The 24,457-nt window shown below is 33.2% G+C and carries 17 protein-coding genes, 2 tRNA genes and 1 pseudogene; 4 read left to right on the top strand and 16 right to left on the bottom strand.

Annotated features, from left to right (window positions below; genetic code table 11):
• Positions 1-14 precede the first annotated feature (14 nt).
• From gtfB to V6C74_RS00290, 3 genes are all read right to left on the bottom strand, one after another.
• The gene (gene gtfB / locus V6C74_RS00300; RefSeq protein WP_016898464.1) at positions 15-1,334 is read right to left on the bottom strand and encodes an accessory Sec system glycosylation chaperone GtfB; all 1,320 of its coding nucleotides are present in this window, start codon (positions 1,332-1,334) and stop codon (positions 15-17) included.
• Positions 1,327-2,829 carry an accessory Sec system glycosyltransferase GtfA gene (gene gtfA / locus V6C74_RS00295; RefSeq protein ID WP_016898463.1) on the bottom strand — a complete coding sequence of 501 codons (1,503 nt, stop codon included), beginning with the start codon at positions 2,827-2,829 and terminating at the stop codon, positions 1,327-1,329. Before gtfA ends, gtfB begins: the two co-directional genes overlap by 8 nt.
• Positions 2,830-2,908: 79 nt before the next feature.
• A complete protein-coding gene (locus V6C74_RS00290) occupies positions 2,909-6,061 on the bottom strand; it encodes an SdrD B-like domain-containing protein (RefSeq protein WP_143978097.1) in 3,153 nt (1,050 codons plus the stop codon).
• A gap of 243 nt (positions 6,062-6,304) precedes the next feature.
• Between V6C74_RS00290 and V6C74_RS00285 the strand changes: the two genes are divergently transcribed.
• Positions 6,305-6,466, top strand: coding sequence for a hypothetical protein (locus tag V6C74_RS00285; RefSeq protein ID WP_157769419.1), 162 nt, complete (start codon positions 6,305-6,307; stop codon positions 6,464-6,466).
• A gap of 294 nt (positions 6,467-6,760) precedes the next feature.
• On the opposite strand, the pseudogene V6C74_RS00280 reads toward V6C74_RS00285, so the two are convergent.
• A pseudogene (locus tag V6C74_RS00280) lies at positions 6,761-7,066 on the bottom strand (type I restriction-modification system subunit M N-terminal domain-containing protein); the annotation flags it as partial.
• 706 nt (positions 7,067-7,772) lie between these two features.
• Between V6C74_RS00280 and V6C74_RS00275 the strand changes: the two are divergent.
• The 3 genes from V6C74_RS00275 to V6C74_RS00265 all read left to right on the top strand — a co-directional run bounded on the left by V6C74_RS00275 (position 7,773) and on the right by V6C74_RS00265 (position 10,977).
• A complete protein-coding gene (locus V6C74_RS00275) occupies positions 7,773-9,017 on the top strand; it encodes a RyR domain-containing protein (RefSeq protein WP_016898461.1) in 1,245 nt (414 codons plus the stop codon).
• 17 nt (positions 9,018-9,034) lie between these two features.
• On the top strand, positions 9,035-9,670 hold the full coding sequence (locus tag V6C74_RS00270; protein WP_016898460.1) for a hypothetical protein: 636 nt from the start codon (positions 9,035-9,037) through the stop codon (positions 9,668-9,670).
• A gap of 134 nt (positions 9,671-9,804) precedes the next feature.
• Positions 9,805-10,977 carry an SEL1-like repeat protein gene (locus V6C74_RS00265; protein WP_016898459.1) on the top strand — a complete coding sequence of 391 codons (1,173 nt, stop codon included), beginning with the start codon at positions 9,805-9,807 and terminating at the stop codon, positions 10,975-10,977.
• Positions 10,978-11,137: 160 nt separating this feature from the next.
• On the opposite strand, the gene rlmH is transcribed toward V6C74_RS00265, so the two are convergent.
• The 12 genes from rlmH to V6C74_RS00205 form a co-directional block, all read right to left on the bottom strand.
• Entirely contained in the window at positions 11,138-11,617 is a 480-nt protein-coding gene (rlmH, locus tag V6C74_RS00260) for a 23S rRNA (pseudouridine(1915)-N(3))-methyltransferase RlmH (protein ID WP_016898458.1), read from the bottom strand.
• A 409-nt stretch (positions 11,618-12,026) separates the two neighbouring features.
• Positions 12,027-12,809, bottom strand: a complete 783-nt coding sequence (locus V6C74_RS00255) for an MBL fold metallo-hydrolase (protein ID WP_029625739.1) — start codon at positions 12,807-12,809, stop codon at positions 12,027-12,029.
• Positions 12,810-13,432: 623 nt separating this feature from the next.
• Positions 13,433-14,221: a two-component system regulatory protein YycI gene (locus V6C74_RS00250; protein WP_016898456.1), complete on the bottom strand. Its 789-nt coding sequence runs from the start codon at positions 14,219-14,221 to the stop codon at positions 13,433-13,435.
• The gene (gene yycH, locus V6C74_RS00245; RefSeq protein WP_103175462.1) at positions 14,222-15,559 is read right to left on the bottom strand and encodes a two-component system activity regulator YycH; all 1,338 of its coding nucleotides are present in this window, start codon (positions 15,557-15,559) and stop codon (positions 14,222-14,224) included.
• Positions 15,552-17,384 (bottom strand): cell wall metabolism sensor histidine kinase WalK, encoded by a 1,833-nt coding sequence (gene walK, locus V6C74_RS00240; RefSeq protein WP_002434451.1) that lies wholly within the window; start codon positions 17,382-17,384, stop codon positions 15,552-15,554. Before walK ends, yycH begins: the two co-directional genes overlap by 8 nt.
• A gap of 12 nt (positions 17,385-17,396) precedes the next feature.
• The gene (yycF, locus tag V6C74_RS00235) at positions 17,397-18,098 is read right to left on the bottom strand and encodes a response regulator YycF (RefSeq protein WP_016898454.1); all 702 of its coding nucleotides are present in this window, start codon (positions 18,096-18,098) and stop codon (positions 17,397-17,399) included.
• Positions 18,099-18,600: 502 nt separating this feature from the next.
• A tRNA-Asp gene (locus V6C74_RS00230) sits at positions 18,601-18,673 on the bottom strand.
• Between the two features lie 5 nt (positions 18,674-18,678).
• Positions 18,679-18,753: transfer RNA gene (locus tag V6C74_RS00225), tRNA-Glu, on the bottom strand.
• A gap of 271 nt (positions 18,754-19,024) precedes the next feature.
• Entirely contained in the window at positions 19,025-20,308 is a 1,284-nt protein-coding gene (locus V6C74_RS00220) for an adenylosuccinate synthase (protein ID WP_016898453.1), read from the bottom strand.
• Between the two features lie 278 nt (positions 20,309-20,586).
• Positions 20,587-21,987, bottom strand: coding sequence for a replicative DNA helicase (gene dnaB, locus V6C74_RS00215; protein WP_002454356.1), 1,401 nt, complete (start codon positions 21,985-21,987; stop codon positions 20,587-20,589).
• A gap of 48 nt (positions 21,988-22,035) precedes the next feature.
• Positions 22,036-22,482, bottom strand: coding sequence for a 50S ribosomal protein L9 (gene rplI, locus V6C74_RS00210; protein ID WP_002434521.1), 447 nt, complete (start codon positions 22,480-22,482; stop codon positions 22,036-22,038).
• On the bottom strand, positions 22,479-24,446 hold the full coding sequence (locus V6C74_RS00205) for a DHH family phosphoesterase (RefSeq protein ID WP_002454357.1): 1,968 nt from the start codon (positions 24,444-24,446) through the stop codon (positions 22,479-22,481). Before V6C74_RS00205 ends, rplI begins: the two co-directional genes overlap by 4 nt.
• Between the last annotated feature and the right edge of the window lie 11 nt (positions 24,447-24,457).

The following is a 24,457-nucleotide window of genomic DNA, read 5'->3' as shown; positions in this document are numbered from 1 at the left end:
TAAACCAAGATTTATTACTCTATTCTCTTTTGAAATGATTCAATTGAACTTGAATTAGCGAATTGTAACTGCATACTTAATTTATTAGAAAATATAGTTTTATTACTACTAATTTCACCAATAACGTCACTTAAACTATGATAATTATCTAATTTAAATATATTATTTCCATCAACAAATTGTTTATTGTGTACAGTTTCTTCATATGCAAACAGGAGCATTTTATGTGCAAATGCTAAACGTACACTTTCATAAATTTCATTTCCTTTATTTATATCTAAGTAAATATCACATTTTTGACATAGATTTAATATATTATCTTCAGCACTTTCAGGATATAATTTTATATTTTGTATTTTATCTAATTGTAATAATTTTGAAGACATTTCGGTTTTAGATGCAATATGAAATGTAACATTTTGATTCTCTTTGGCAATACTATCTATATGTGGTATATCATCAGAATTAGTTAATATGAGAGCCTCATTTTTATATTGATTTACTTTTAAAAATTCATACACGTAACCTATATATTCAATTTTATGTTGATGTGAGGCTTCAACAGCATCCATCACACAATCATATGCCTTTTTATCAGGAATTAAAATCTTCAAATTCTCTATATTTTTTAGAGCAACTTTCATATTTTCAGGTAACTCATCTTTAATTTTTTCTTGCCAAAATATTCTACATTTCAAATTAGTCTCTCGTTGATGGTATACAAATAAAAATGATGTGGCAAATGAGTTAAGCACTATATCTTCTATTGATAAATTCGCTTTTTCAAAAAAGAATGACAAAAATGATATGCGATTATCAAAAAATATATCCTTATTGTCCCATCTTAAAATTAAATCCTTAGTAACGAAATTCTCCACCAAAAATTCATCATTATTTTGATCAAAAAAGCGTGTGATTATTTGATTTTGATGATCATCCATTACTAATTGAGCAAATCGAAAACCATGTCGATTATAATAATCTATGAATTGAACATGTCCACTTTTATTGAGCCACTCTACTGAAGCTACAGCTCTATTACCATATTCCTTTTGATAAACTATTTTGCCTCTTATTTTATCCCTATCCTTAATTACAGCTGATTGATTGGAACCTTCTATTTCCCAAAATCTCGGAACAGGTACTTCATTGAAGAAAAGAGGCCTTTCTTTTTCAATTGTGTTTCTAGAGAAAAATTTATAAGGTGACAAAACATCACTTGGTAAGAATCCATCGTCATCAACAACAACAGTTTTAGGATTAATATTCGCATTTAAAAATGATTGATGTAATTGAAGCGTTTGACTATTTAATTTATCGTATAAATTAATCATTTAGCACCTCATTAATTAACTTTTTCCAGTCTTCTTTGATATTCTCAATCAAATACTTTTCTGCAATTTGATAAGACCCTGCTCTAACTTTTTCTTTATTTTGAGTGAAGAACAATAATATCTTGTTTGCTAATTCAGTGACTAGATTATTTTCATCTATATTTACTGTATCAATAGGTACTTTAAAACCATTGATATGATTATTGATAAATGTGGTATTACCATAATATACATCAAAGCCTATTATTCCAAGACCAGAACCAACGGCTTCCATTAGTGTTAAACCAAATCCTTCACTTGTAGAACCTGAAAGATATAATTCATATTGTTTATAAACTTCAGCAAGATTAACATGTCCTTTCAGCTTGATATAACTATTAGCTTGGGAGTTATCGATAATTTGCTGCAATTTTTTTCTTTCTGAACCTTCACCATAGATATCAAAGCTGATATCTGAATTTACTTTATGAGCTTTGACGACTGCTTTGATGAGCCAATCAACATGTTTCTCATTTGCTAAACGAGAAGCTGTAATAATAGAGTAAGGTTTTCGTTGCTGCTCATTATTCAAACGGCTAATATTTCCCACTGGAATTGTATATATTTTGGGTTTAAGATTCTTATATTTTTCAAATTGTTGTTGTAAGACTCTTTTTTGATCTTGTGTCGCAACAATATAAAAATCTATATCCCGAACATGATTAAACATATATTCGTAATTATTATTCCATAAAATATATTGGTCATTCGTATTTGAGTGATTATAGTGTTCAGCGTGAATGACCACTCCAATATGTCCTTCGTTTTTATTTTCTAAAATAACCTGACCTACGTTTTTAGAACGGTCTACCAATAAAATATCATCACTCGTTAAATTAAGTTGGCTAATGAAGTACCCAATGAATTCCTTTTTGGAATATAAAATCTTATTCGGAAAAACATACATATTATCGCCATCTCGAACTATTTCCTCATAAGCTACGCTTCCATTTTCATTGAAAAATTTTCGTAAGTAAACTTTAGCTTTTTTATTATATGGAGCATAATACTCAGTAAAAACTTTAGTATATGTATAAAATTCTTTTCGAATCAGTTTCCCATTCGAAACAAATTCAGCTCGATCAACAATATTTTTATCCTTCAAATAACAATTGACATAACAACTTTTATTATTAAAATAAATTCTCGTTACTTTATCTTTTATATTTTTAACTTGTATGTCATGTGATTCAATGTTTTCGATAATATTTTCAATTGTATAAGAAGTAGGTTTAACCTTTACATCAGTAAAATATTGATATAGCCATATCACTTCATCATCTGCTATACCTAAATTACTCGTAAGTGTTTGTATGTTTTCTTTATTTATAAAATCTAAGAATATAAACTTAAAATCTTCATTTAAACCCTTTAATATGTTTCGTCGATAAAGTTGTGCGTACTCAACACCACTACTCGCCCAACCGATACCAAAATTTAGATTATAAATCGTCATATTACCCCTACTTCTATTAAATATGTATGTGCAACAAGGCAAGCTAACTCAATTAACTTGCCCTGTCACTATAATAAATTTATTTTTCTTCTTTTTTACGACGTCTACCTAATAATGTTAATCCTCCGAATGCTGCAAGCATTCCTCCGATTAATCCTTGGTGATTGTCTTCTTTACCAGTTTCTGGTAGTTCAGAATCTGAATGGTTGTCTGAAGCTGATTCACTTGTTGACTCACTGTCTGAGTGGCTTTCTGAGTCTGAATGGCTTTCCGATTCTGATTCACTTGTTGATTCGCTGTCTGAGTGGCTTTCTGAGTCTGAATGGCTTTCCGATTCTGATTCACTTGTTGATTCGCTGTCTGAGTGACTTTCTGAATCTGAATGACTTTCCGATTCTGATTCACTTGTTGACTCACTGTCTGAGTGGCTTTCTGAATCTGAATGGCTCTCTGACTCTGATTCACTTGTTGACTCACTGTCTGAGTGACTTTCTGAATCTGAGTGGCTTTCCGATTCTGATTCGCTTGTTGACTCACTATCTGAGTGGCTTTCTGAGTCTGAATGGCTCTCTGACTCTGATTCACTTGTTGATTCGCTATCTGAGTGACTTTCTGAATCTGAGTGGCTTTCCGATTCTGATTCACTTGTTGACTCACTGTCTGAGTGACTTTCTGAATCTGAGTGGCTTTCCGATTCTGATTCACTTGTTGATTCGCTATCTGAGTGACTTTCTGAATCTGAGTGGCTTTCCGATTCTGATTCACTTGTTGATTCGCTATCTGAGTGACTTTCTGAATCTGAATGGCTCTCTGACTCTGATTCGCTTGTTGACTCACTGTCTGAGTGGCTTTCTGAATCTGAATGGCTTTCCGATTCTGATTCACTATCTTCGAAGTAACCATTATCAATGCTGAAATCATCATGGTCTGTAATTGTTACATGTACATCTTCACCATCAGCATCTTTGGCATCATCATTACCAGTACTAATTGATGTTTGAGTAAGTCCTTCTGGTTTATCAAAGTGAACAGTGTAGTCACCACTATCTAAGTCATCAAAAAGATATTTACCATTTTCATCAGTTTCAGTTGTTTTTAATGTGTTACCTTCACTATCTTTTAGAGTAACTTTAACACCTTTAATACCTTTTTCATCATCATCTTGATAGCCATCTTTATTAGAATCATACCAAACATAATCACCTAAACTGTATTTAGAAGGCGTTTTATAGAATCCACTATCTAAAGTCCAGTTGTCAGCATCTTTAATTGTTCCCACAGTACTTAAACCATTTGAATCGACTTCTGAATTATTACCTTCATAAGATTTAGTTGCTGTATATCCTTCAGGTGTTTTGAAATTAATAACATAATCACCATTTTGTAAATCATTAAATTCATATTTACCTTCAGAATTAGTCGTAGTAGTTTCTACTGTACCATTTGGACGTGTAAGCGATACTTCTACACCCTCGATACCATGTTCATCCTCGTCTTGGATGCCATTTTTGTTTGTATCTTCCCAAACATAGTCACCAAGGTTATAGAGTTTTTCATTGCCCGTAGCAACTCCGTTTGCTCCTAAACGTTCAACTGTATTATCGTGTGCATAAAAGTCTGTAGTACCTTCTGCATTTTCATTTTCCATAATGACACGTGTACGTAAATCTTGACTTGAATTTGAATCAATTTTAGAAGTAACTTTAACAATATAAGGATGATCAATGTGACCAAAATCTATTTGTGCTTTTTTATAACCTGTTTGGTTAATTCCAAAGTTGCCAGTTACATCTTCAAAGTCTTCGTCATTTATATGGAAACTTGGCACAATATTATCAGATGACTTAGCATCCAATATTTCAATTTTAGTATCATTGGGATTTAATAGTGTACTACTATCATTTATATCTTCTTGGTACCCTTGGATTGTTAAGCGTGTGTTATAACTATCTTCAGATTTTGGATTCACATAAATATATTGAGTATAATCGTGTGAACCAACATTAAATAAGTCTGCTTTTGTAATTAATGAACTAGTGTTAGCAACTACGTTACCATCGTTATAATTGTTATATTTAACTTCCATTTGTTTAGTAACTGTGTTACCAGCAATATTATAATTTAAGTCATAGTTACCACTTGTTTTAGCATTCGCTCTATCGATAAATTGCGGAATTTCAAAATTACCTTTAATATTATCTTTTTTATTTACATAGTCAGTAAATGTGTAAACTAGTTTTTTAGTTTGAGTATCATAAACACCGTTGGCTACAACTTGGTTTCCATCATTGATTGTTGGATAAATTTTGTTATTTGCTGCTTTATAATCTGCTATACCATTAAAATCAGCATATTCTGGCATATCAACTGTGAAATAATCACCTTTATGAACTTTACCATCAACTTCAAATGATACGTCAGCTGAGAAACCTTGACCATTATTAGGTTCTACATAGTCTTTATCAGTATTAACTGAAGTCACTTTAATAGAATCATTAACGTTTTTACCTTGTTGTTGTGCTTGAGAACGATTAACTGCAACTCTAGAAACTGGTTTAACAGAACGCGTTGCTGTTGTTCCATTAGGTGTTGCATAAGCTACATTTCTATCTTCACTATCAGAAGATTGATCATTATCAAATTCTTGAACTGAATCATTTAGTACCTTAGAATTAAAGTCAGGATTTGAAGTTGAGTCATTTGCACTCGCTTCATCTGATGAAGGGCCTTCATTTGTTACTTCATTACTTGTTGCTTCTTCTTTTGATGGCTCTTCACTTGTTACTTCCTTACTTGTTGCTTCTTCTTTTGGTTGTTCTTCACTTGTTACTTCGTTACTTGTTGCTTCTTCTTTTGATGGCTCTTCATTTGTTACTTCGTTACTTGTTGCTTCTTCTTTTGGTTGTTCTTCATTTGTTACTTCGTTACTTGTTGCTTCTTCTTTTGATGGCTCTTCATTTGTTACTTCCTTACTTGTTGCTTCTTCTTTTGATGGCTCTTCATTTGTTACTTCGTTATTTTGGGCTTCTTCTTTTAATTGCGTTCCGCTCACATCTTTGTCAGCTACATTTTCATTAGCATTAGGTGTTTGATCACCTTCTGCTGCGTGGGCTTCATTTCCAATTCCAAACAATAAAGTAGTACCGACTAATATAGAAGCTGTTCCTACTGAAAATCTTCTAATCGAATACTTATTCATTTTGTTTGGTAAAAAGTCTAATTTTCTTTTCAACAAAATCACTCCAATAATTTTTATATACAGAGAATTGCACAATCCCCTCATATAAATTATAATATGTACAATTAATTTGCAATACAATGATATAATTATTTATATTATTTATAAAATTATAATAATATAAAGTTTACAATTGCTTAACATTTCAAATTATTATAATATTCTCTACTTTTAATATGTAATAGTGCTCGGCAATATATATTTGTAATGGTTCTCAACAGAAATAAAAGAAAAAAATTGGCGCAAACAAATAATACGGTGAAATATGAACGCGCATATGAAGAAGATAGAATATGTATCAATGGTTCTTATAAAACGAATTTAGACTTAGAAATTAAAAAGAACTACTGGAATCATTGTATGAGTCCAATAGTTCAGTGGTTAAACGAATACGTCTAAAAAATTAAAAGAAATCAAAACTTACCTAAAAATCTTGAAGCACAAAATCAAATAGGTACTACAAAAATTATTAAAACTTCTATTAAAGTAGTAATTAATAATAATAGCAAAGCGGTAGGGATTATAAAGTGGCTGGCAAAAGAGCGATTAATTCTTTAAATAAAGCTTATAGTCCGTTAGTAGAAGATCTAAACCCTTATTAAAGTGGTATGAAGTTCCAAAAAATGCTGTTAGAGATGCGGATATTAGAGTAGGACGTACATATTTTTTAAGTAATACGCCTTTGAGTGATTAATTTTCAATTGCAATCATTGCTTTATCAATAATTTACCCAATTTTTGGTTTTTCGCATTATCATTAATATATTGCCATCTTAATCCTTTCGAAACTCAAAAATGGTTCTGCTAAATATTTAATCTTTATCTTCTTCATTAGCATAAGAATCTTGTTTCAATTCTTCATACTTTTCCTCAAATGAATCTAATAAATATTTAAAAACATTAAACCTAAGGCTACATTTTTATACTCATCAACATCCGTACTTCCTCTTAATTTATCAGTAGCCTACCATAATTTTTCTTCAAAACCTATAGTTGCCATTAATAATGCCTCTTAAATTTATATTACTTTATATATAATAAACAATTTAATAGTATGTACGCCTAATTTCTTAAAATTAATTATAATGAATATATAATTAGATGATAAAGTTTGAAGAAAAAATAAAGATTTATTTATAAATATATTAAGTTTCTAATAAATAGTATTATTTTGATTTTTAAAAAGTGATATTAGTATAATGCTAATAAAGTTAAATTGGTGTAATTTTATAATGAATATTTTGGGGTATAAATTTATATAATGTGGTTAGTATTTTTCTTATTATTTATAGTTGTTAGGTGGATGATAAGAAAATATATAGTCAATTTACAAAATAATAACTTTTTTCAATTTAAAAGTATCAATATTCATCAAAATTTAAATTTCCAGTAAGTCAAATAAATATTTACGAATGCGTACTTTAATAAAGATTTATTTCGTATAGTAAGCTAAATTAAACATTTTATAACTATGCTTACTATTATATATAAGCAATTGAGAATGTAATTTTAATTAATATTAAGAAGGGAAAATAAGTTTAGAAAAGATAATAACGAAAATAATATGGCTTCCGTTCGTTTTAGGATTTATTGGTTATGGAATTATCGGACATTTAACTTTTTGGAATGCTATATATGCTTCTGCAGCTTTATATTTTGTCAATCCTGTTTCTGATATTGATAATGTTTTTACACTGATAGCTAAATTGTTAGCAGTTCTTATTATAACTAGTATTGTTTTAACTTTTATAGAGAGTTTATCTAAGTCGTTAAATCATTTTTATAAGCGATTCTTCAGAGACTCTACTGCTATATATAGTGATAATGAAAAAGGAATAACACTAGCTAATAATGTAAAACATGGATATCTAAATTCTAAAAAAAACAAAAAAATAGATAAAACAAATTATCACATAATAATGTATTCAAACGATTTAGAAAATATAAATTTATTTAATTATAATGAAATAAATTTTAAAGATTCCAAAGTATTTATTATGCTAACTCAAATAGACTTTTACCTTTTAAAATCATTAGATGAGCAAAATGTTTATTTCTTTAATCCTTATGAAAATATAGCAAGGGATTATTGGAAAGAATATAATTTATTTTCTCATATTGAAAAAGATATAGTTAAAATAGCTATAATTGGTTTTGATAATATAGGTCAAATATTGTTCAAATATGGTTACTTAAATAATATATATAATTTAAATCAAAGAATTGAATATCATATATGGGATATTAATGAGAATGATATGTATTTTTATGAAAATTTAAAATTTCAAAATGAGGATTCTATTTATATATATAGTAATTCAATAAACAAAAATATTAAGCTCTTAACTCAAATGGATAGAGTAATAATTGCTGATGAGAGTAAATTAATCGATAATCTACAGCTTTTAATTAATCAAAATAAAGAATTAAATGTTCATTGTTTTAGTGAGAATAATCTAGAATTGAAAGATATATTTGATGGAGATAATATCGTGACTTTTGGGCGAATGGATAAATATTTAACTAAAGAATATGTAATAGATGAACGTGGTTATTATTTAGGGAAGTTATTTAATTATGATTACTTTCTTAGAAATCAAGGAGCTGATTTAAAACAAAATTATGAAATTGATATGCAAAAATCTTGGGATAAATTAAATGGATTTAAAAAAGGCTCTAGTATTGCTAGGGCTGATCATTATTGGATTGTAAAAAAACTAGAAAAATTATATCCGAACATGAATGAAGAAAACTATTTAAAATTAGAGCATATAAGATGGTGCAGATTTCATTATTATAATAATTGGTCATATGGTGTTAAAAGAGATGATAAAAGAAAAAAACACAATTTGTTAATTGATTATGAACTAATGCCATTAGAACAAAAGAAAAAAGATGGTATATATTCTAAGAAAATCCAGAGGTTAATTGATGAAAGTGTAAAAATATAATTTAAAGGGCTGATTTTATGAATTTGAAGAGATTAGAAACACCTAAAGAAATTATTGGCGAAAAAAAACGCCTGTATATAGCACATCATCATGAAGATTTAAAGTATGCTAAGCAGATTATTTACGATATTTTAACAAATTTTGAATGTGGTTGTTATATTGATGTAGATCCTTTAACTGATATTAATATCGATGAGAGAAAGGCATATATTAAGCAAATGGATATTATAGTATTAGTAGTAACTAATAAATTTTTAATGAATTCTACTACTAATGTAGGTTTAAATATAGATTTTAAAATAGCAAAAGAAAACAAACTTATAGTACTACCAATTTTAATTAAAAGTAATTTACAAAATGATTTTAATTCTTATGTAGGGCATTATCATTTTATAGATAAAAATAATTCCACTTATAATCAACAATTAAAAGAATTTTTTGATAAAAATTTCAATGTTTATATAAGATTAATTGAAACAAAAAATCCATACAAAGGGAAGGTATTTATTAGTTATAGAAAAAAAGATAAAATTCAGCTTATAAAATTATTAGATTTTATCTCAAACTTAAATTATTTTGACTCCTTAGAAATTTGGTATGATGAATACTTAATTCCAGGGGAAAATATAATGAGATTATTGATGAAAGTATAAAAAATTGTGATTTTGTACTGTTTTTAATTACTGAGAATTGCTTAGAAAAAAATAATTATATCGAAACTATTGAATATCCTAAAGCTGTTGAATATGGGAAGAAAATAATACCAGTTACTTTTAACGATGTTAAAATGCCATACATTAATGAAATTTATAGAGGGTTAGAGGAAATTATTAACCTTAATGAAAATTCTAAAGAATTAGAACAACGTATACGAGATATATCTAATTTAACAACAATATTCGTAAATGAACTAACAGCAGAAGAAATGGGAGTATTAGCAATTGACTATTTAGATAACCAAAAACTAAATAAAAATAATTCTAAAGGATTAGAATTATTATTTAGCTCTGCGAAACGACGATATTATCCTGCTATGTATAGATTGGGAAATTTATATTTAGAAGGAATAATACTTCAAAAAAATTTAGACAAAGCTTTTTATTGGTTGGATAAAAGTCTTCAAATCGTCTTACAAAAATTTGATAATAGTTATAATCGCCCTGAATATGAAAGCGTTATAATTAGTTATGGTATATCTGCAGCCAAAAATGCATTACAATTATATAATCTTTTAAAAGATAGAGGTATTATTGATAACAAGTATCTTTATATTTATTTTGATATTACTAAAAAACTGCTGAATATTAAATATATGTCTGATTTAGTTAATCCCGGCTATGCATTATTTTTAAAAAGCCAAATCTCATTAAAAGAAGGAAAAGCATTTGAGGCTATTAAATATATTGAGGCTGCAGAAGAATATTTAGAATACTTTTATGAAAATACGACTAATACTTTATCGAAGTTTAAATATATGGAATTTTTAATGCAAAAAGCAAAGGTATGCAGTTATATTGGCGATCATTTTTGTGAAAATGATATGTATTATGAGGCAGGTAATAATTTACTTCAAGCGCTAGATATTATATTATATCTCAATAAACACTTTCAAATGCTTTATAATGAAATGGTAAATATTTTAAATGATTTGACAGTGGTAGGTTACAATATTGAAACAAAAAATAATGATATAAATATAGCTCGTCAAATATACAGAAAAATTTACTATACTGCTAAAAATTTTTATCAAGTATATCCAACTGCAGAAGTTAGTTTTAGAATTGCTTTAGTTGGAGTGTTATACGCAGTTGCCGGCCTAGACACACCGAATCTTGAAATATTAAAGGAAGCATATTACTATATCAATAAATCCCTTGAAGTAGAAGCATACCCTAAATATTTTAGTTTACTTAATAACATTCAGAAAAGAATAGAAATGTGGCCACATAATTTAGGATGAATCAACTTAAATAAGTTATTAATATAATTAAATAATAAGCATGTTATGCGAATTTATATTTAATTATATCCTCCCTTCAAAGTAGACACTGAAAAAGATTCAAACTTTGAAGGGATTTTTTGTAAAATCACTTATAGGGAGATGCATATCAAAAAACACATTATTTATGATATGCTTCGCCGCGCATGATTTTGAAGACTCGGTAGATTTGTTCGATTAAGACGACGCGCATCATTTGGTGTGGGAAGGTCATCTTACTGAAAGAGAGTGCGTAGTTGCTGCGTTTTAAGACGTCTTGGTGTAGGCCGTTTGATCCTCCTATGACGAATACAAAGTCGCTTTGGCCTTGTGTCATGCGTGTTTGTAATTCTTTAGCTAATCCTTCTGAAGACAACATTTTTCCTTGAATTTCTAATGTAATGACTGTGGATTGTGGTTTGATTTTAGCGAGTAGTCGTTGTCCTTCTTTTTCTTTAACTTGTTCTATTTCTTTGTCGCTCATATTTTCTGGGGCTTTCTCATCTGGAACTTCTATAATTTCAACTTTGGTATAAGGTCCTAGTCGTTTCTCATATTCTGCTATGGCTTGTTTCCAATATTTTTCTTTTAGTTTTCCTACTGACAGGATTGTAATTTTCATTTTATCCTCCATGTAAATATGTATGATTTATCCAACTTATCCACAAGTTATTCACTTGTGCACACTATTCCCTCTCATTATAACAATAATATTCATACTTTCTTAATTATTTTTGAGATTTATACACATTTTCTGTGTAATAACCTGTTATTTTGTGGATAACTCTGTGTATAATGTGGGTATTTATGTGTGTATTGTACACAATACTGGATAACTATGGACATTTTAGTGGATAACTTTGAGGGTGTCTAAGCTCAATAATTACATTTATAGCATATATAACCTACTTTTTAGACTAACTTACGTATTATTTTTTCTATTTTTCATTACTTTTCTACAGAATATTTTCAAAAAAAGAACCTACTTAAGAAAAATACTTAAGTAGGTCGGGTGTCTTACTGTTATTCAATTATAAAGTATAAATTGGTGTTGCTTGAGCTTTATCCGTATCGCAGAGAAGTACTTCTTTCTCTGTATCAATATCGTGTTCATTTAAAACTTGGCCTACACTCATACGAGCAAGGTCTTTCATGTTGTTATCTTGAGATAAGTGAGACAAGTAAATGCGCTTCGTGTTACCTGTGATGACATCTGTCATAGCGAGACCAGCATCTTCATTGGACACGTGTCCCATATCACTGAGGATACGTTGCTTTGTCTTCCAAGGATAACGACACATGCGTAACATATCAACATCGTGATTACTCTCGAACATGAATGCATCGCTACCACGAATCATGCCTTTCATACGGTCTGACACATAGCCTGTGTCCGTCAGTATCGTGAATTTCTTATAGTTATTGTTGAAAATATAGAATTGTGGGTCAATCGCGTCATGTGAGACGTTGAATGACTCGATATCGAATCCTGCGATAGATTTCGTTTCATATGGATTGAAGATGAATTTCTGATCCATTGGGATTCGGCTATCTTTCTTATCAATGGCTTTCCATGTATTCTCATTTGCATAAATTGGAAGGTTATATTTACGTGCGAGAACTCCAAGTCCTTTGATGTGGTCGATATGTTCATGTGTGACTAGAATGCCGTTTAGATCCTTGATATTTCGATCAATTTGGCTAAATAACTCTTCCATTTTCTTGCCGGTTAGACCTACGTCTACTAGTAGGCTACCTTTCTCACTTTCTACGTAAGTGGCGTTACCTGTACTACCACTTGCTAATACACTCATACGTATCAAGCGGCTTCATCCTTTCTAATATGTACAATCTGTATTTGTTTGAGAATTGTTTGTGTGATGCGGGTGAGACGTGCATTTGGTTCTAGTAGTTCTTGAGTCTTATTTAATTTTTTGCACGTTAATGTGAGTTATATATGAGGTTTCGAGGTGTGTTGATTCTAAATATGAATTCTCGAAACGAAACGTTCTCTAAAATTCCTTTATATTATACTATACCAATTTTAGAAGGTGTGTGCCAATTGTCAGTTTGTGAATAATTAATGTCGCGAAATATCATTTTCTGACCGCTTCGTCATAGCATAAAGAAACGACCACTCTACAGAGGTGAGTGGTCGTTTATGATGAACGTTATTATACTGAGTGTTGCAGGAATGATAGACGGGCTTCAGTGAGCAGGTTTTTCGGCAGAAACTCTCAAAGTCTCGTCAAAACTAAAGAACAGTTTTGCTCGCTTTTCGGTTCTGCTCAAAACCTAAACGCTCACTTTCGCACCTTAATTGACGGGCTTCGAAAAGCAGGTCGTTCGACAATAATACGCATCGCGCTAAAATTTGAGGAACAATTTTCGCTTGATGCTAGTTATTGCTCGCGACCTAAGCGCTTTTCTCAGCACCTTAATTTATAACTTTTGGGTTTTTGGTGGTGGCTTCGACGTAATAGGTTTCTATGTTGTCTTTACCGTGGTGTTTGACTTTAATTTCCCAGTTGGGTTGTAGTAATTGTACGTTGGTTTCTTTAACGACTGAGTAATAGCCTAGGCGTGCGTCGATGACTTGGTCGTTTCGTTTTAGATATCTGTTGAAGTACAGTGCTTCGACGGCTTTTCGTGGGCTAATGACTTGTTTCTTTGTACTATTTGAACCTTCTGCGATATGGATATTGTTCATTGCTGTTTGTTTGTAGCTTGTTGCTTTTCCATCATTTAAATTAAAGGTTAAACGTGCTTTACTGTTATTCATAATTGGGTAACCTTCAAAGGTTTGTTCGTAAGTGATTTTATCTGAACTTAGATCACTCAATTGATATTGTTTACCGTTATAAATACTATCTGCAATAAAATCTTTAATGTCTTTTAGGTTCTTATCGCTTACTTTCACAGTTTTGTCTATATCGCCTTCTAATGTCTTGTCTTTGTCTGATGTATCTAAGCTTGAATGTTCTTTAGCGTAGCTCGAGAAGTCTTTAGAGCGTGCTGTGATTTGTGCGAGTTTCGTATCTTTAACCTTCTTATTAAGCACGTCTGTAGGGACTTTAATTTCTTCTTGTTGAAAATTAACGTTGTTCCCACTTTCTGCGTCATTAATCTGTGCTTTATTGACTTTATCGATGTATATCATGACGAGTAAGATGTTGACGAGAATAAATACGAAAATGAATAGCGTCTTTGTGCGTTTCCAATTCATTTATTCAAGCCTCCCATCTTTATAGGCGTACCAATTGCCATCGTATTCTACGTACCATTGTGGCGTGAATTCACTGTTGCGTTGAACTTCTATATCATCTTTATCTGGTTTGTCATCCATATCATAGCCGACTGCAATGTTGGTTACCTTTTCAAAGTCAATATTATTATTATTGGCAAGTGCTGAACGAACGGATTCGGCTGTAGGTAAGGTCTTAGGTTCTTCACTGTTCAGTTGAACGCTGCTCTTAAGTAATGAGCGTTGGTAATCGAAGACGCCTTTTTTACCCCATATGACTTGAATTTCATTTAAATTCTGGTTGTTGAATGTTGGGTAACCATTCAAGAAGCGTTGGTAAGTCAGTTTACCTGTCTTATTATCTGTACTGAATAGACGATAATCCTCGTTAAGGAATCCACCATGGCCGTTGATAAATTCAAATGTTCCTGGAATGGTTTCTTCCATATTGCTTGAGCTTTTCGCGTCTTCAGATAGGTTTTTATAATGATACATTTCACTGTTATCGTCATAGTTCGCGACGCCTGTGTTGTTGTTATATGTTGTCGCACCACTTTGAGAGCTTCGTACGATAGTTGAATCTTCGAAGAGAATGGAATTCATTCGTTCGACGTTCATTGTTGAGAAGACCATACGATATGATTTTAAGTCTTTAGGTTTACTTGGCGCGAAGACGTGTGTTGCTTTATCGATAGTGTCTTTATTAGTGATGATTTCAGTATATGGTTGCATATCTGACTTAATACTGTCTAAGGCGCTATCTATATTTTTACCTTGTGCTGATGTTTTTAATTTCACAACTTCGTGGCGGTCTTTACTTATCGCATAAAGCACCACGTGATTATCATTGTCTTGGTCTATAAGTAATCGATTGAAGTTAAAATGGTTGGGTACGTTCGCATCGATGTTCAATACCTGACTTAAGTATGTCGTTAAAGGTAAGTCGTATGTGAAATCTAGTACGGTAAAGTCATTACTTAGTTCTGGTATAACAAGGTTATGATCTCTGCGCATATGTGACACAGATTTAACTTCTTGGTTCTTCAATGGCTTCGTAATGCTATCAAGTGCATCACCTGTTGAGGCCGTTCCTTGTGGTTTATCATCCTTTGAATGAATGATCTGAAATGGTGTAACCGTGCCTTCCATGCTTGCTGTCATAGGTTTACTTAGTGGTTTCAGCTCGTTCTTTTTACTGCTATCTGAGTTAGTAACATTATTGAGGTCTGGTGTATAGTTCCAGACCAAGTATGTCAAAACGATACTGATGAGTACGAGAAGACCTAGGATAATTGATTTAATATGTTCTTTACTATTCATCCCAATCACCGTCTTCAATGATTTCACAAGGAAGTGTGATGAAGATAGACGTACCTTGACCTTCTACGCTGTTTGCCCAGATGCGTCCATTGTGCGCTTCAACAATTTCTTTGGAAATTGCGAGACCGAGTCCTGTACCACCCATCTTACGTGTACGTGCTTTATCAACACGGTAGAATCTATCGAATATTTTATCTACTTTATTGATTGGAATTCCAATACCATTATCTTTTATACGAATGGTCATTCTATTGTAAAGTGCATTTTGTTTCACATGAAACTCAACTCGTTTATCACCACGTGAATATTTCATTGCGTTAGTGATAACATTGTCGAATACTTGTGTCATTTTGTCTGGATCGATTTCTGTGAATATTGTTTGTTGTGGGATTTCTCTTACGAATGTTGTATCTTTCGCTGCCATTTCATGTCGATTAATAATTTTATTAATGTACATGTTGAAGTCAACGATTTCTTTAGTAATTTGGTCTGACTCGTTATCCATTTTCGATAATTGGAGTAAGTCGTTAACGAGTCGTATCATACGTTCTGTTTCTTCACGTGTAACGGATAAGAATTGTGGTGCAAGGCTTTCATCTTGCCAAGCGCCTTCTTCGAGTGCTTCGATATAGCTGTTCATTGATGTGAGTGGCGTACGTAGTTCGTGTGAAACGTTTGCTACGAATTCGCGACGTTCACGTTCAACTTGTTGTTGTTCAGTTACATCATGTAACACGGCAATGTAACCTGTGACGAATCCTGTTTCTTGCACGATGGTACTAAAGTTGACACGCGCAATAATGCCCTCTTCTTCGTTAATATCTAATAGGAAGGAATCATTGTTTTCTTGGATTTCGTCTAGTGAGAATTCATTTTCAAGGTTAAGAAGACCGAGCATGTAGTAGCCGATGACGTCTTCTTTCGCGAGACCGAGCATCTTAAGCGCCATATCGTTCGCAATACGCACGCGTCCACGGCGGTCTGTCGCGAGGATACCATCACTCATATGTGTGATAACTGAATCTAGACGGCGTTTCTCACTTTCGGTGTTGGCCTGCGCCTCTTGCACACGTTTAGATAGGTTGTTGAAAGCAAGTGCGAGCTCACCGATTTCGTCGTTACCATAAATCTTCACGCGTTGAGTATAGTTACCTTTAGACATCTCAACAGTCTGGTTACGCATATCGGTAATTGGTTTGGTAATCGTTCGGGCGATAAAGAAACCGAGGATTACTGTGATGAATAATGATATAGCTGTACCGACGATAAAGATTTGGTTAATGTTATTGAGTTGGTTATATACGTCGTTGATTTTCGATTCTATGTAAATATCACCGATAGTTTGTTTGTCGACTTTAACTGGTATGTTATAAACCCAGACACGTTCTTTACCACTACCATAGTCTTTAAGGACCATGTGGTTGTTGGTTTCACCGAGAGAAAGTGCCTTTTGGACGGAACCGTCATTCGCTTTTTGATTAATTAGACTACGGTTAGACTGCTTTGTCGTAGCCATAATGATTTGATCTTTATCAACGAAGCGAATTTCTCCGATTTCTTGACGGTTGGCATATTCACTCAAAAGGTTTTGGATATCCTTTTGAGCGTTTACCGTACCTTTGTCATTATCGTTATAAACTTTTTCTATATTAACATCTAACTGCTTCGCATATTGCGTTATGTTCTTTTTAAAATTATCGAGTAATTCTTTTTCTAAACTATTAGTAAAATACAAACCGATGATTTGCATACCAATAATAATCAGTAATACATAAACAATAACGAGTTTAGTGTGAAGGGATTGTAATTGTTTAAGCCACTTCATAGGATGTTGCCTCTAATCATGTTGTTGGAGGAAGTATCCAACGCCTCTACGTGTCACAATGTATTCTGGGTGCGATGGATCGTCTTCAATTTTTTCGCGTAAACGACGAATCGTTACGTCAACTGTACGTACGTCACCGAAATAATCATAACCCCACACTGTTTGTAATAAATGTTCACGTGTCATTACTTGACCCATATGTTTAGAAAGGTAGTGGAATAATTCAAATTCACGATGTGTTAATTCGATATCTTCACCACATTTTTTAATTGAGTAAGCGTCTGGGTAGATGACGATATCTTTGATTGTTATTTCATTTGTAGCGCCACTCACTTCTTGAGCTGGTTGTGAATAATGGCGACGTAAGTTTGCTTTCACACGTGCGATAAGTTCACGCGTGCTGAAAGGTTTTGTTACATAGTCGTCTGCACCAAGTTCAAGTCCTAATACTTTATCAATTTCTGAGTCTTTCGCTGTTAACATGATGATTGGCATTTCGAATTTTTTACGTACTTCGCGACATACTTCCATGCCATCTCTGCCTGGTAACATGATGTCTAAGAGTACGATATCTGGTTCTTCTTCATAGATTAAATCTACTGCATCGTTACCATCGTAAGCGCAGAATACTTCGTATCCCTCTTTCTTCAAATTAAATTCTAAAATATCAGCAATTGGTTTTTCATCGTCGACAACAACAACTTTTCTAGCCATATATTTTAACCTCTTTTCTCAAAGTGTAATTCTTCCGTTCGTTTAATTATGTGAAGGCTATATTTTTCTCTATTATACCTTGTGAAAGGTGATGTATGTAATATATATAGCGCATAGTTACCTAATATATAATTTACCATTTATGAACGGGTAATTCTATTTTTGTATTAAAAATTATAGAATAATATTATTTATAATTTTACCATTGAAATACTGTATTACAAAATATGTTGAACAGTTGCAAATAGCTCAAATTATCTATATATCAGTATTTTCATTATTTTGTAATATAAATATTTGGTGTAAGACGTATGCTTATGCGATTCTCCCTTTTGAAAATGTAAACAAATAGCGTAAATGTTAAGTTTTTATTGCAACGTCATGGATATTGTAAAGTGAGCGTTATGTGTGGGCGAGGATATTATATGAGTGGATGGATTGTAACAGGAATAAAACGGATATGTAGGTATAAAAAAATGCCTACCCTATTGGGTAGGCAATACGGTCCCGACGGGAATCGAACCCGCGATCTCCTGCGTGACAGGCAGGCGTGTTAACCGCTACACTACGGGACCTATCATGGTGACTCCTACGGGACTCGAACCCGTGTTACCGCCGTGAAAGGGCGGTGTCTTAACCGCTTGACCAAGGAGCCGTTCTTAAGCACAAAATAGATTATAGCATAGCTCATCTTTTCGTGACAAGCTATTTTTTACATAAATTTAACAATATTTTTTAAGGGTTAATAAATGAGAAATATTGCTATAAAAGTGTTGATGGCACCGTTTAAAACGGAATTATATATTACGTATTCAACTACTTTCTTCTATATAAATAAAGTAAGACCGACTCGTTGTAATGAAACGAGTCGGTCTTTTTGAAGCTAGGATATCATTTATGATCTCAGCTTTCTTTTATACTTTGTTTTACCATAATTGTTCTAATAGGTTTGTTTGTTCACGGTCTGGGCCTACAGAGAAGATTGAAATGTGTACGCCACATAATTCTGAAATACGCTCTAGGTATTTGCGTGCATTTTCAGGGAGTTCTTCTAAACTGCGGCAGCCTGTGATATCTTCTGTCCAACCTGGAAGTTCTTCGAAGATTGGTTTACAGCGTCTTAATTGATCTAAGTTAGCTGGGTATTCAGTGATTTCTTCGCCATCTAACTCATATGCTGTACAAATTTTAACTGTATCTAAACCTGTTAAAACGTCGATAGAGTTGATTGAAAGATCTGTGATACCACTTACGCGACGTGAATGACGTAGTACCACTGAGTCAAACCAACCTACACGGCGTGGACGTCCTGTTGTTGTACCATATTCACGACCTACTTCTCTAATGTGATGACCATCTTCATCGAATAATTCTGTAGGGAATGGACCATCACCTACACGTGACGTATATGATTTACATACACCGATGACTTTAGAAACTGATGTAGGACCTACACCTGTACCTACTGTGACATTACCAGCAACTGGGTTACTTGACGTAACGAATGGGTAAGTACCATGGTCGATGTCTAACATGACACCTTGGGCACCTTCGAATAATACTTTGCCGTCTGCAACATTAGCATCATCCAAGATTTTAGCTGTGTCAGTGACATATTCTTTTAAGCGTTGACCTGCTGCATAGTACTCGTCAAAGATTTCATCAAACGTAGGGCATGTTTCGTTGAACATTCCTTTGAAATAAGCATTTTTATATTCAATGTTTTCTTTAAGACGACGTTCGAATGTTTCTTTCTCTAATAAGTCTGCTACTCGAATACCAATACGTTGTGCTTTATCTACGTATGCTGGGCCGATACCTTTTTTAGTTGTACCGATTTTATTATCTCCTCGACGACGTTCTTCATATTCGTCTTGAGCTAGGTGATAAGGTAAGATGACTTGTGCACGGTTAGAGATACGTAAGTTGTTAGTTGAAATACCACGTTCATTTAAACCGTCTAATTCTTTCAATAATGCTACTGGATCTACAACTACACCGTTACCGATAACTGCTAATTTATCTTTATAAAAGATACCTGATGGTACCAAATGTAATTTGTATGTTTTTCCACCAAATTGAATTGTGTGTCCTGCATTATTACCACCTGAGAATCTAGCGATAACATCTGCTTGTTCTGCTAAGAAATCTGTGATTTTACCTTTACCTTCGTCTCCCCATTGTGTCCCAACTACTACGATTGATGACATAAGAGCACCTCCAAGTTTTTCTCGTTTAACCATTAGATATTCTACCAATATGCCTATGAGATTGCAAATAAAAATCGAACATTAAATTTGTTTAGGTTTTTTGCAATTGATTCATCTTGTTTTTGCTTTTTATACAGTTTCATCGTTGTGTTATCAGTGCTTTTGAGTTCATTTTCCGGAAAATGATATACATACTTCAAGTGATTGCAAAGAATGAAAACAAAATAAAAACCGTACAATAAAGCTAAAAAATAAGTTTATTGTACGGAAAATAAATTTTATGTCATTTCTGCATGAGCATAATCAATGTCTGTAAATTTATTATATTGTTTCATGAAATGAAGTTTCACAGTTCCTGTTGGGCCGTTACGTTGTTTAGCAATTATGATTTCAATTTCACCGTTATCATCATTCGTTTGTGGCTCAAAGCCTGTATCATCGTCATCATCTTCATCCTCGCCACGATTGTAGTAATCATCACGGTATAAGAAAGCAACGATATCAGCGTCTTGCTCGATAGACCCAGATTCACGAATATCACTCATCATTGGACGTTTATCCTGACGTTGTTCAACACCACGTGAAAGCTGACTCAGTGCGATAACTGGGCATTCTAGTTCACGGGCAATGGCTTTAAGTGTACGTGAGATTTCTGATACTTCTTGTTGACGGTTGTCTGAGAATCGAGAACCGCTACCTTGAATTAATTGTAGATAGTCAATCACTATCATATCTAAGCCGTGTTCTTGTTTAAGACGGCGACATTTAGATCGTAAGTCATTAATACGAATACCTGGTGTATCATCGATAAAAATCTTAGTTTTTGATAATTTACCAACTGCAATCGTAAAACGACTCCAGTCTTCTTCTGTCATCGTACCAGTTCTTAAGCGGTTTGAATCTACGTTACCTGAACTACAAATCATACGCGTTGCTAACTGGTCTGCACCCATCTCAAGCGAGAATATGCCTATTGTAAACATATCTTCATGTGTCGCAACTTTTTGGGCAATATTAAGAGCGAAGGCAGTCTTACCCACGGAAGGACGAGCCGCTAAGATGATTAAATCATTACGGTTAAACCCAGCAGTCATTTGGTCGAGATCTCGATAACCTGTTGGAATACCAGGCGTTTGACCACTATTTTGGTCGAGTTCTTCGGCAGTCTCATACACTTGTCCTAAGACATCTCTAATATCTTTAAACCCGTCACTTTCTCTTGTAGAAGAAAGTTCAAGGATACGTCTTTCGGCATCACTTAGGATTGTATCTAGTTCTAATTCATCATTATAGCCATCATTTGCAATACTATCTGCCGTTTGAATTAACTTACGTTTTAACGCGTGTTTAAAGACGATATCTGTATAATATTGAACGTTTCGCGTTGTTGGAACGTTAGTCGATAGCTCTGCGAGATATTGAGGGCCACCCGCTTCACTTAAGCTTCCATCACTAGATAGTTGATCCATAAGTGTGACAACGTCGATTTCTTTGTTATCTTCATTAAGATGCATCATTGCACGGAAGATATGTTGATGGGCGCCTCTATAAAACGACTCAGGAAGGAGGACTTCCTGAGTTGTATTAATCAATTCTGGATCTATAATAATGGCACCTAAGACAGATTGTTCAGCTTCATTGCTATGCGGCATTTGATTTTGCTCATACATTCCATCCATTGTTTGTTTTACACCTCTTATTTCAATCCATCTTTGTTATTTTTGGAATTACTGTTCTACTGTGTGTACTCTAATTGTACCTTCTACTTCTTTATCTAATTTTACTGGCACATTTGTATAACCTAACGCATGGATACCATGTGGTAAGTCCATTTTACGTTTATCAATTTTAATATCATGTTGTTTATTTAATGCTTCGGCAATTTGTTTAGTACTGATTGAACCAAACAATTTACCGCCTTCACCTGTTTTAGCTGATACTTCAACTTCGATGTTTTCTAATTTTTCTTTAAGTGCTTTCGCATCATCAATTTCTTGTTGTCTGTCTGCTTCAGCACGTTTATTTTGTTGTTCTAATTGTTTTAAGTTACCAGGAGTTGCTTCTACAGCATAGTTGTTTTTAAGTAAGAAGTTGTTTGCGTAACCTACTGGTACGTCTTTTACTTCGCCTTTTTTACCTTTACCTTTAACATCTTGTTTGAAAATTACTTTCATGCATCTTCACTCCTACTCATTTGTTCTGTAATTGCTTGCTGTAATTGTTCTATAGCCTCTTCTATAGTGACACCTTTAATTTGAGTGGCAGCGTTTGTAAGGTGTCCACCACCACCTAATGCTTCCATCGTTAATTGAACGTTGATAGAACCTAGTGAACGTGCAGAGATACCAATAAGGTTATCTTCACGTTTAGCCACAACATAAGATGCCTCGATACCTTCTAAACTTAACAACTCGTCGGCTGCTTGTGCAACCGTAACAGGATGGTAGATTTTATCATTTGAACCATGAGCAATTGCTACGCCATGATCTTGTAATTGAACCGTTCTAATAAGTTCTGAACGATTAATATAAGTATCTACATCATCTTTTAAGAAGTGTTGCGTTAAGATTGTATCTGCACCATGCGCACGTAAATAACTTGCAGCATCAAATGTTCTTGAACCTGTTCTTAATGTGAAGTTTCTAGTATCTACTATAATACCTGCATACATGACTGTTGATTCTAAACGTGTCAATCTTTGTTCAGTTGGTTGATATTCTAATAATTCAGTAACAAGCTCTGCAGTTGAACTTGCATATGGTTCCATATATACCAATAATGGGTTTGAAATAAAGCTTTCGCCACGTCTATGGTGGTCAATAATGACTTTACGGTTTGCTTTATTTAAGACATTTTCATCTAAGACCATTTCAGGCTTGTGCGTATCCACGACAACGACTGTCGTCTTAGACGTCATCATATCCCAAGCTTCATCTGAAGTGACAAAGCGTTCTTTTAATTCTGGTTTCTTATCAATTTCGTCCATGACACGACGTAAAGTCGGATCAATATCTGAATCATTGAGAACGACAAAGGCTTCTAAATTATTCATTAATGCAAAACGTGAGACACCAATTGCTGCACCAATTGCATCTAAATCAGGGCGTTTATGTCCCATAATAATTACCTTGTCGCCTTCAGTTAAGATGTCTTTAAGTGCGTGAGAAATTACTCGGGCACGTACACGCGTACGTTTCTCCATAGGGTCAGTCTTACCACCGTAGAAGCGAACGTTACCATTCATATTTTTAATGGCAACTTGGTCACCTCCTCGACCGAGTGCTAAGTCTAAACCAGATTGTGATAAATCCCCTAGGTCGATAAGGTTCTCTGTACCTTCACCGACACCGATACTTAAAGTGAGTTGTGCACGGTAACCGACACTTTTCTCTCTCAACTGACTTAAAATTTCAAAGTTTGAATCTTCAAGTTCTGCTAATATCTTTTGGTTAAGATATGCAACGAATTGATCAGAATTATAACGTTTGAAATAAATATTGTATTCTTGTGCCCATCTGCTAATGACACGTGTAACCATTGAGTTGATTTCTGAACGTTGTGTATCGTTCATATTCTGCGTAATCTCGTCATAATTGTCTAAGAACAACGTTGCGATAATTGGCTTTGAATCTTCATACAACTCGTTGGTATGTACACTTTCTGTGATATCAAAGAAATATAAACAATGTTCATTCTCTGAATATCGCACATGGTAATGATAATTGTTATGTTCAATTTCTACTTCTTGTACTTTTTCTAATTGTTTCAATATGTTAGGAAAGACTTCGTTTACATTTTCAGAAATCACATTAGTTTCAACGTGTTCTGTCATGAATTGGTTCATCCATTCAATGTGGTTATCTTCATCTAACACAATCATCCCAATCGGCAAATGTTTGATTGCTTTATTGCTACTTGCCGAGATGTGACCACTTAAATCATCCACATAATTATCCATTTTAAGAAAAGCTTGTCTCAATAACACGCCACTAATGATAATCATCACGACGAGGATTGCTGCACCAATGCCAGCGACAATTTGGTTGAAAATAAACCATACGATGACTAATGCAATGGCTGTAAGTACCATTAGTATAAAAGGTATGAGCAATGCTTTTTTAGTGGATTGACGGTTCATTCTTCCACCTC

Source organism: Staphylococcus capitis subsp. capitis (assembly GCF_040739495.1).
GTDB lineage: Bacteria > Bacillota > Bacilli > Staphylococcales > Staphylococcaceae > Staphylococcus > Staphylococcus capitis.
Note: the sequence above shows the minus strand (reverse complement) of the source record. Positions and strands in the feature narration are given on the sequence as shown.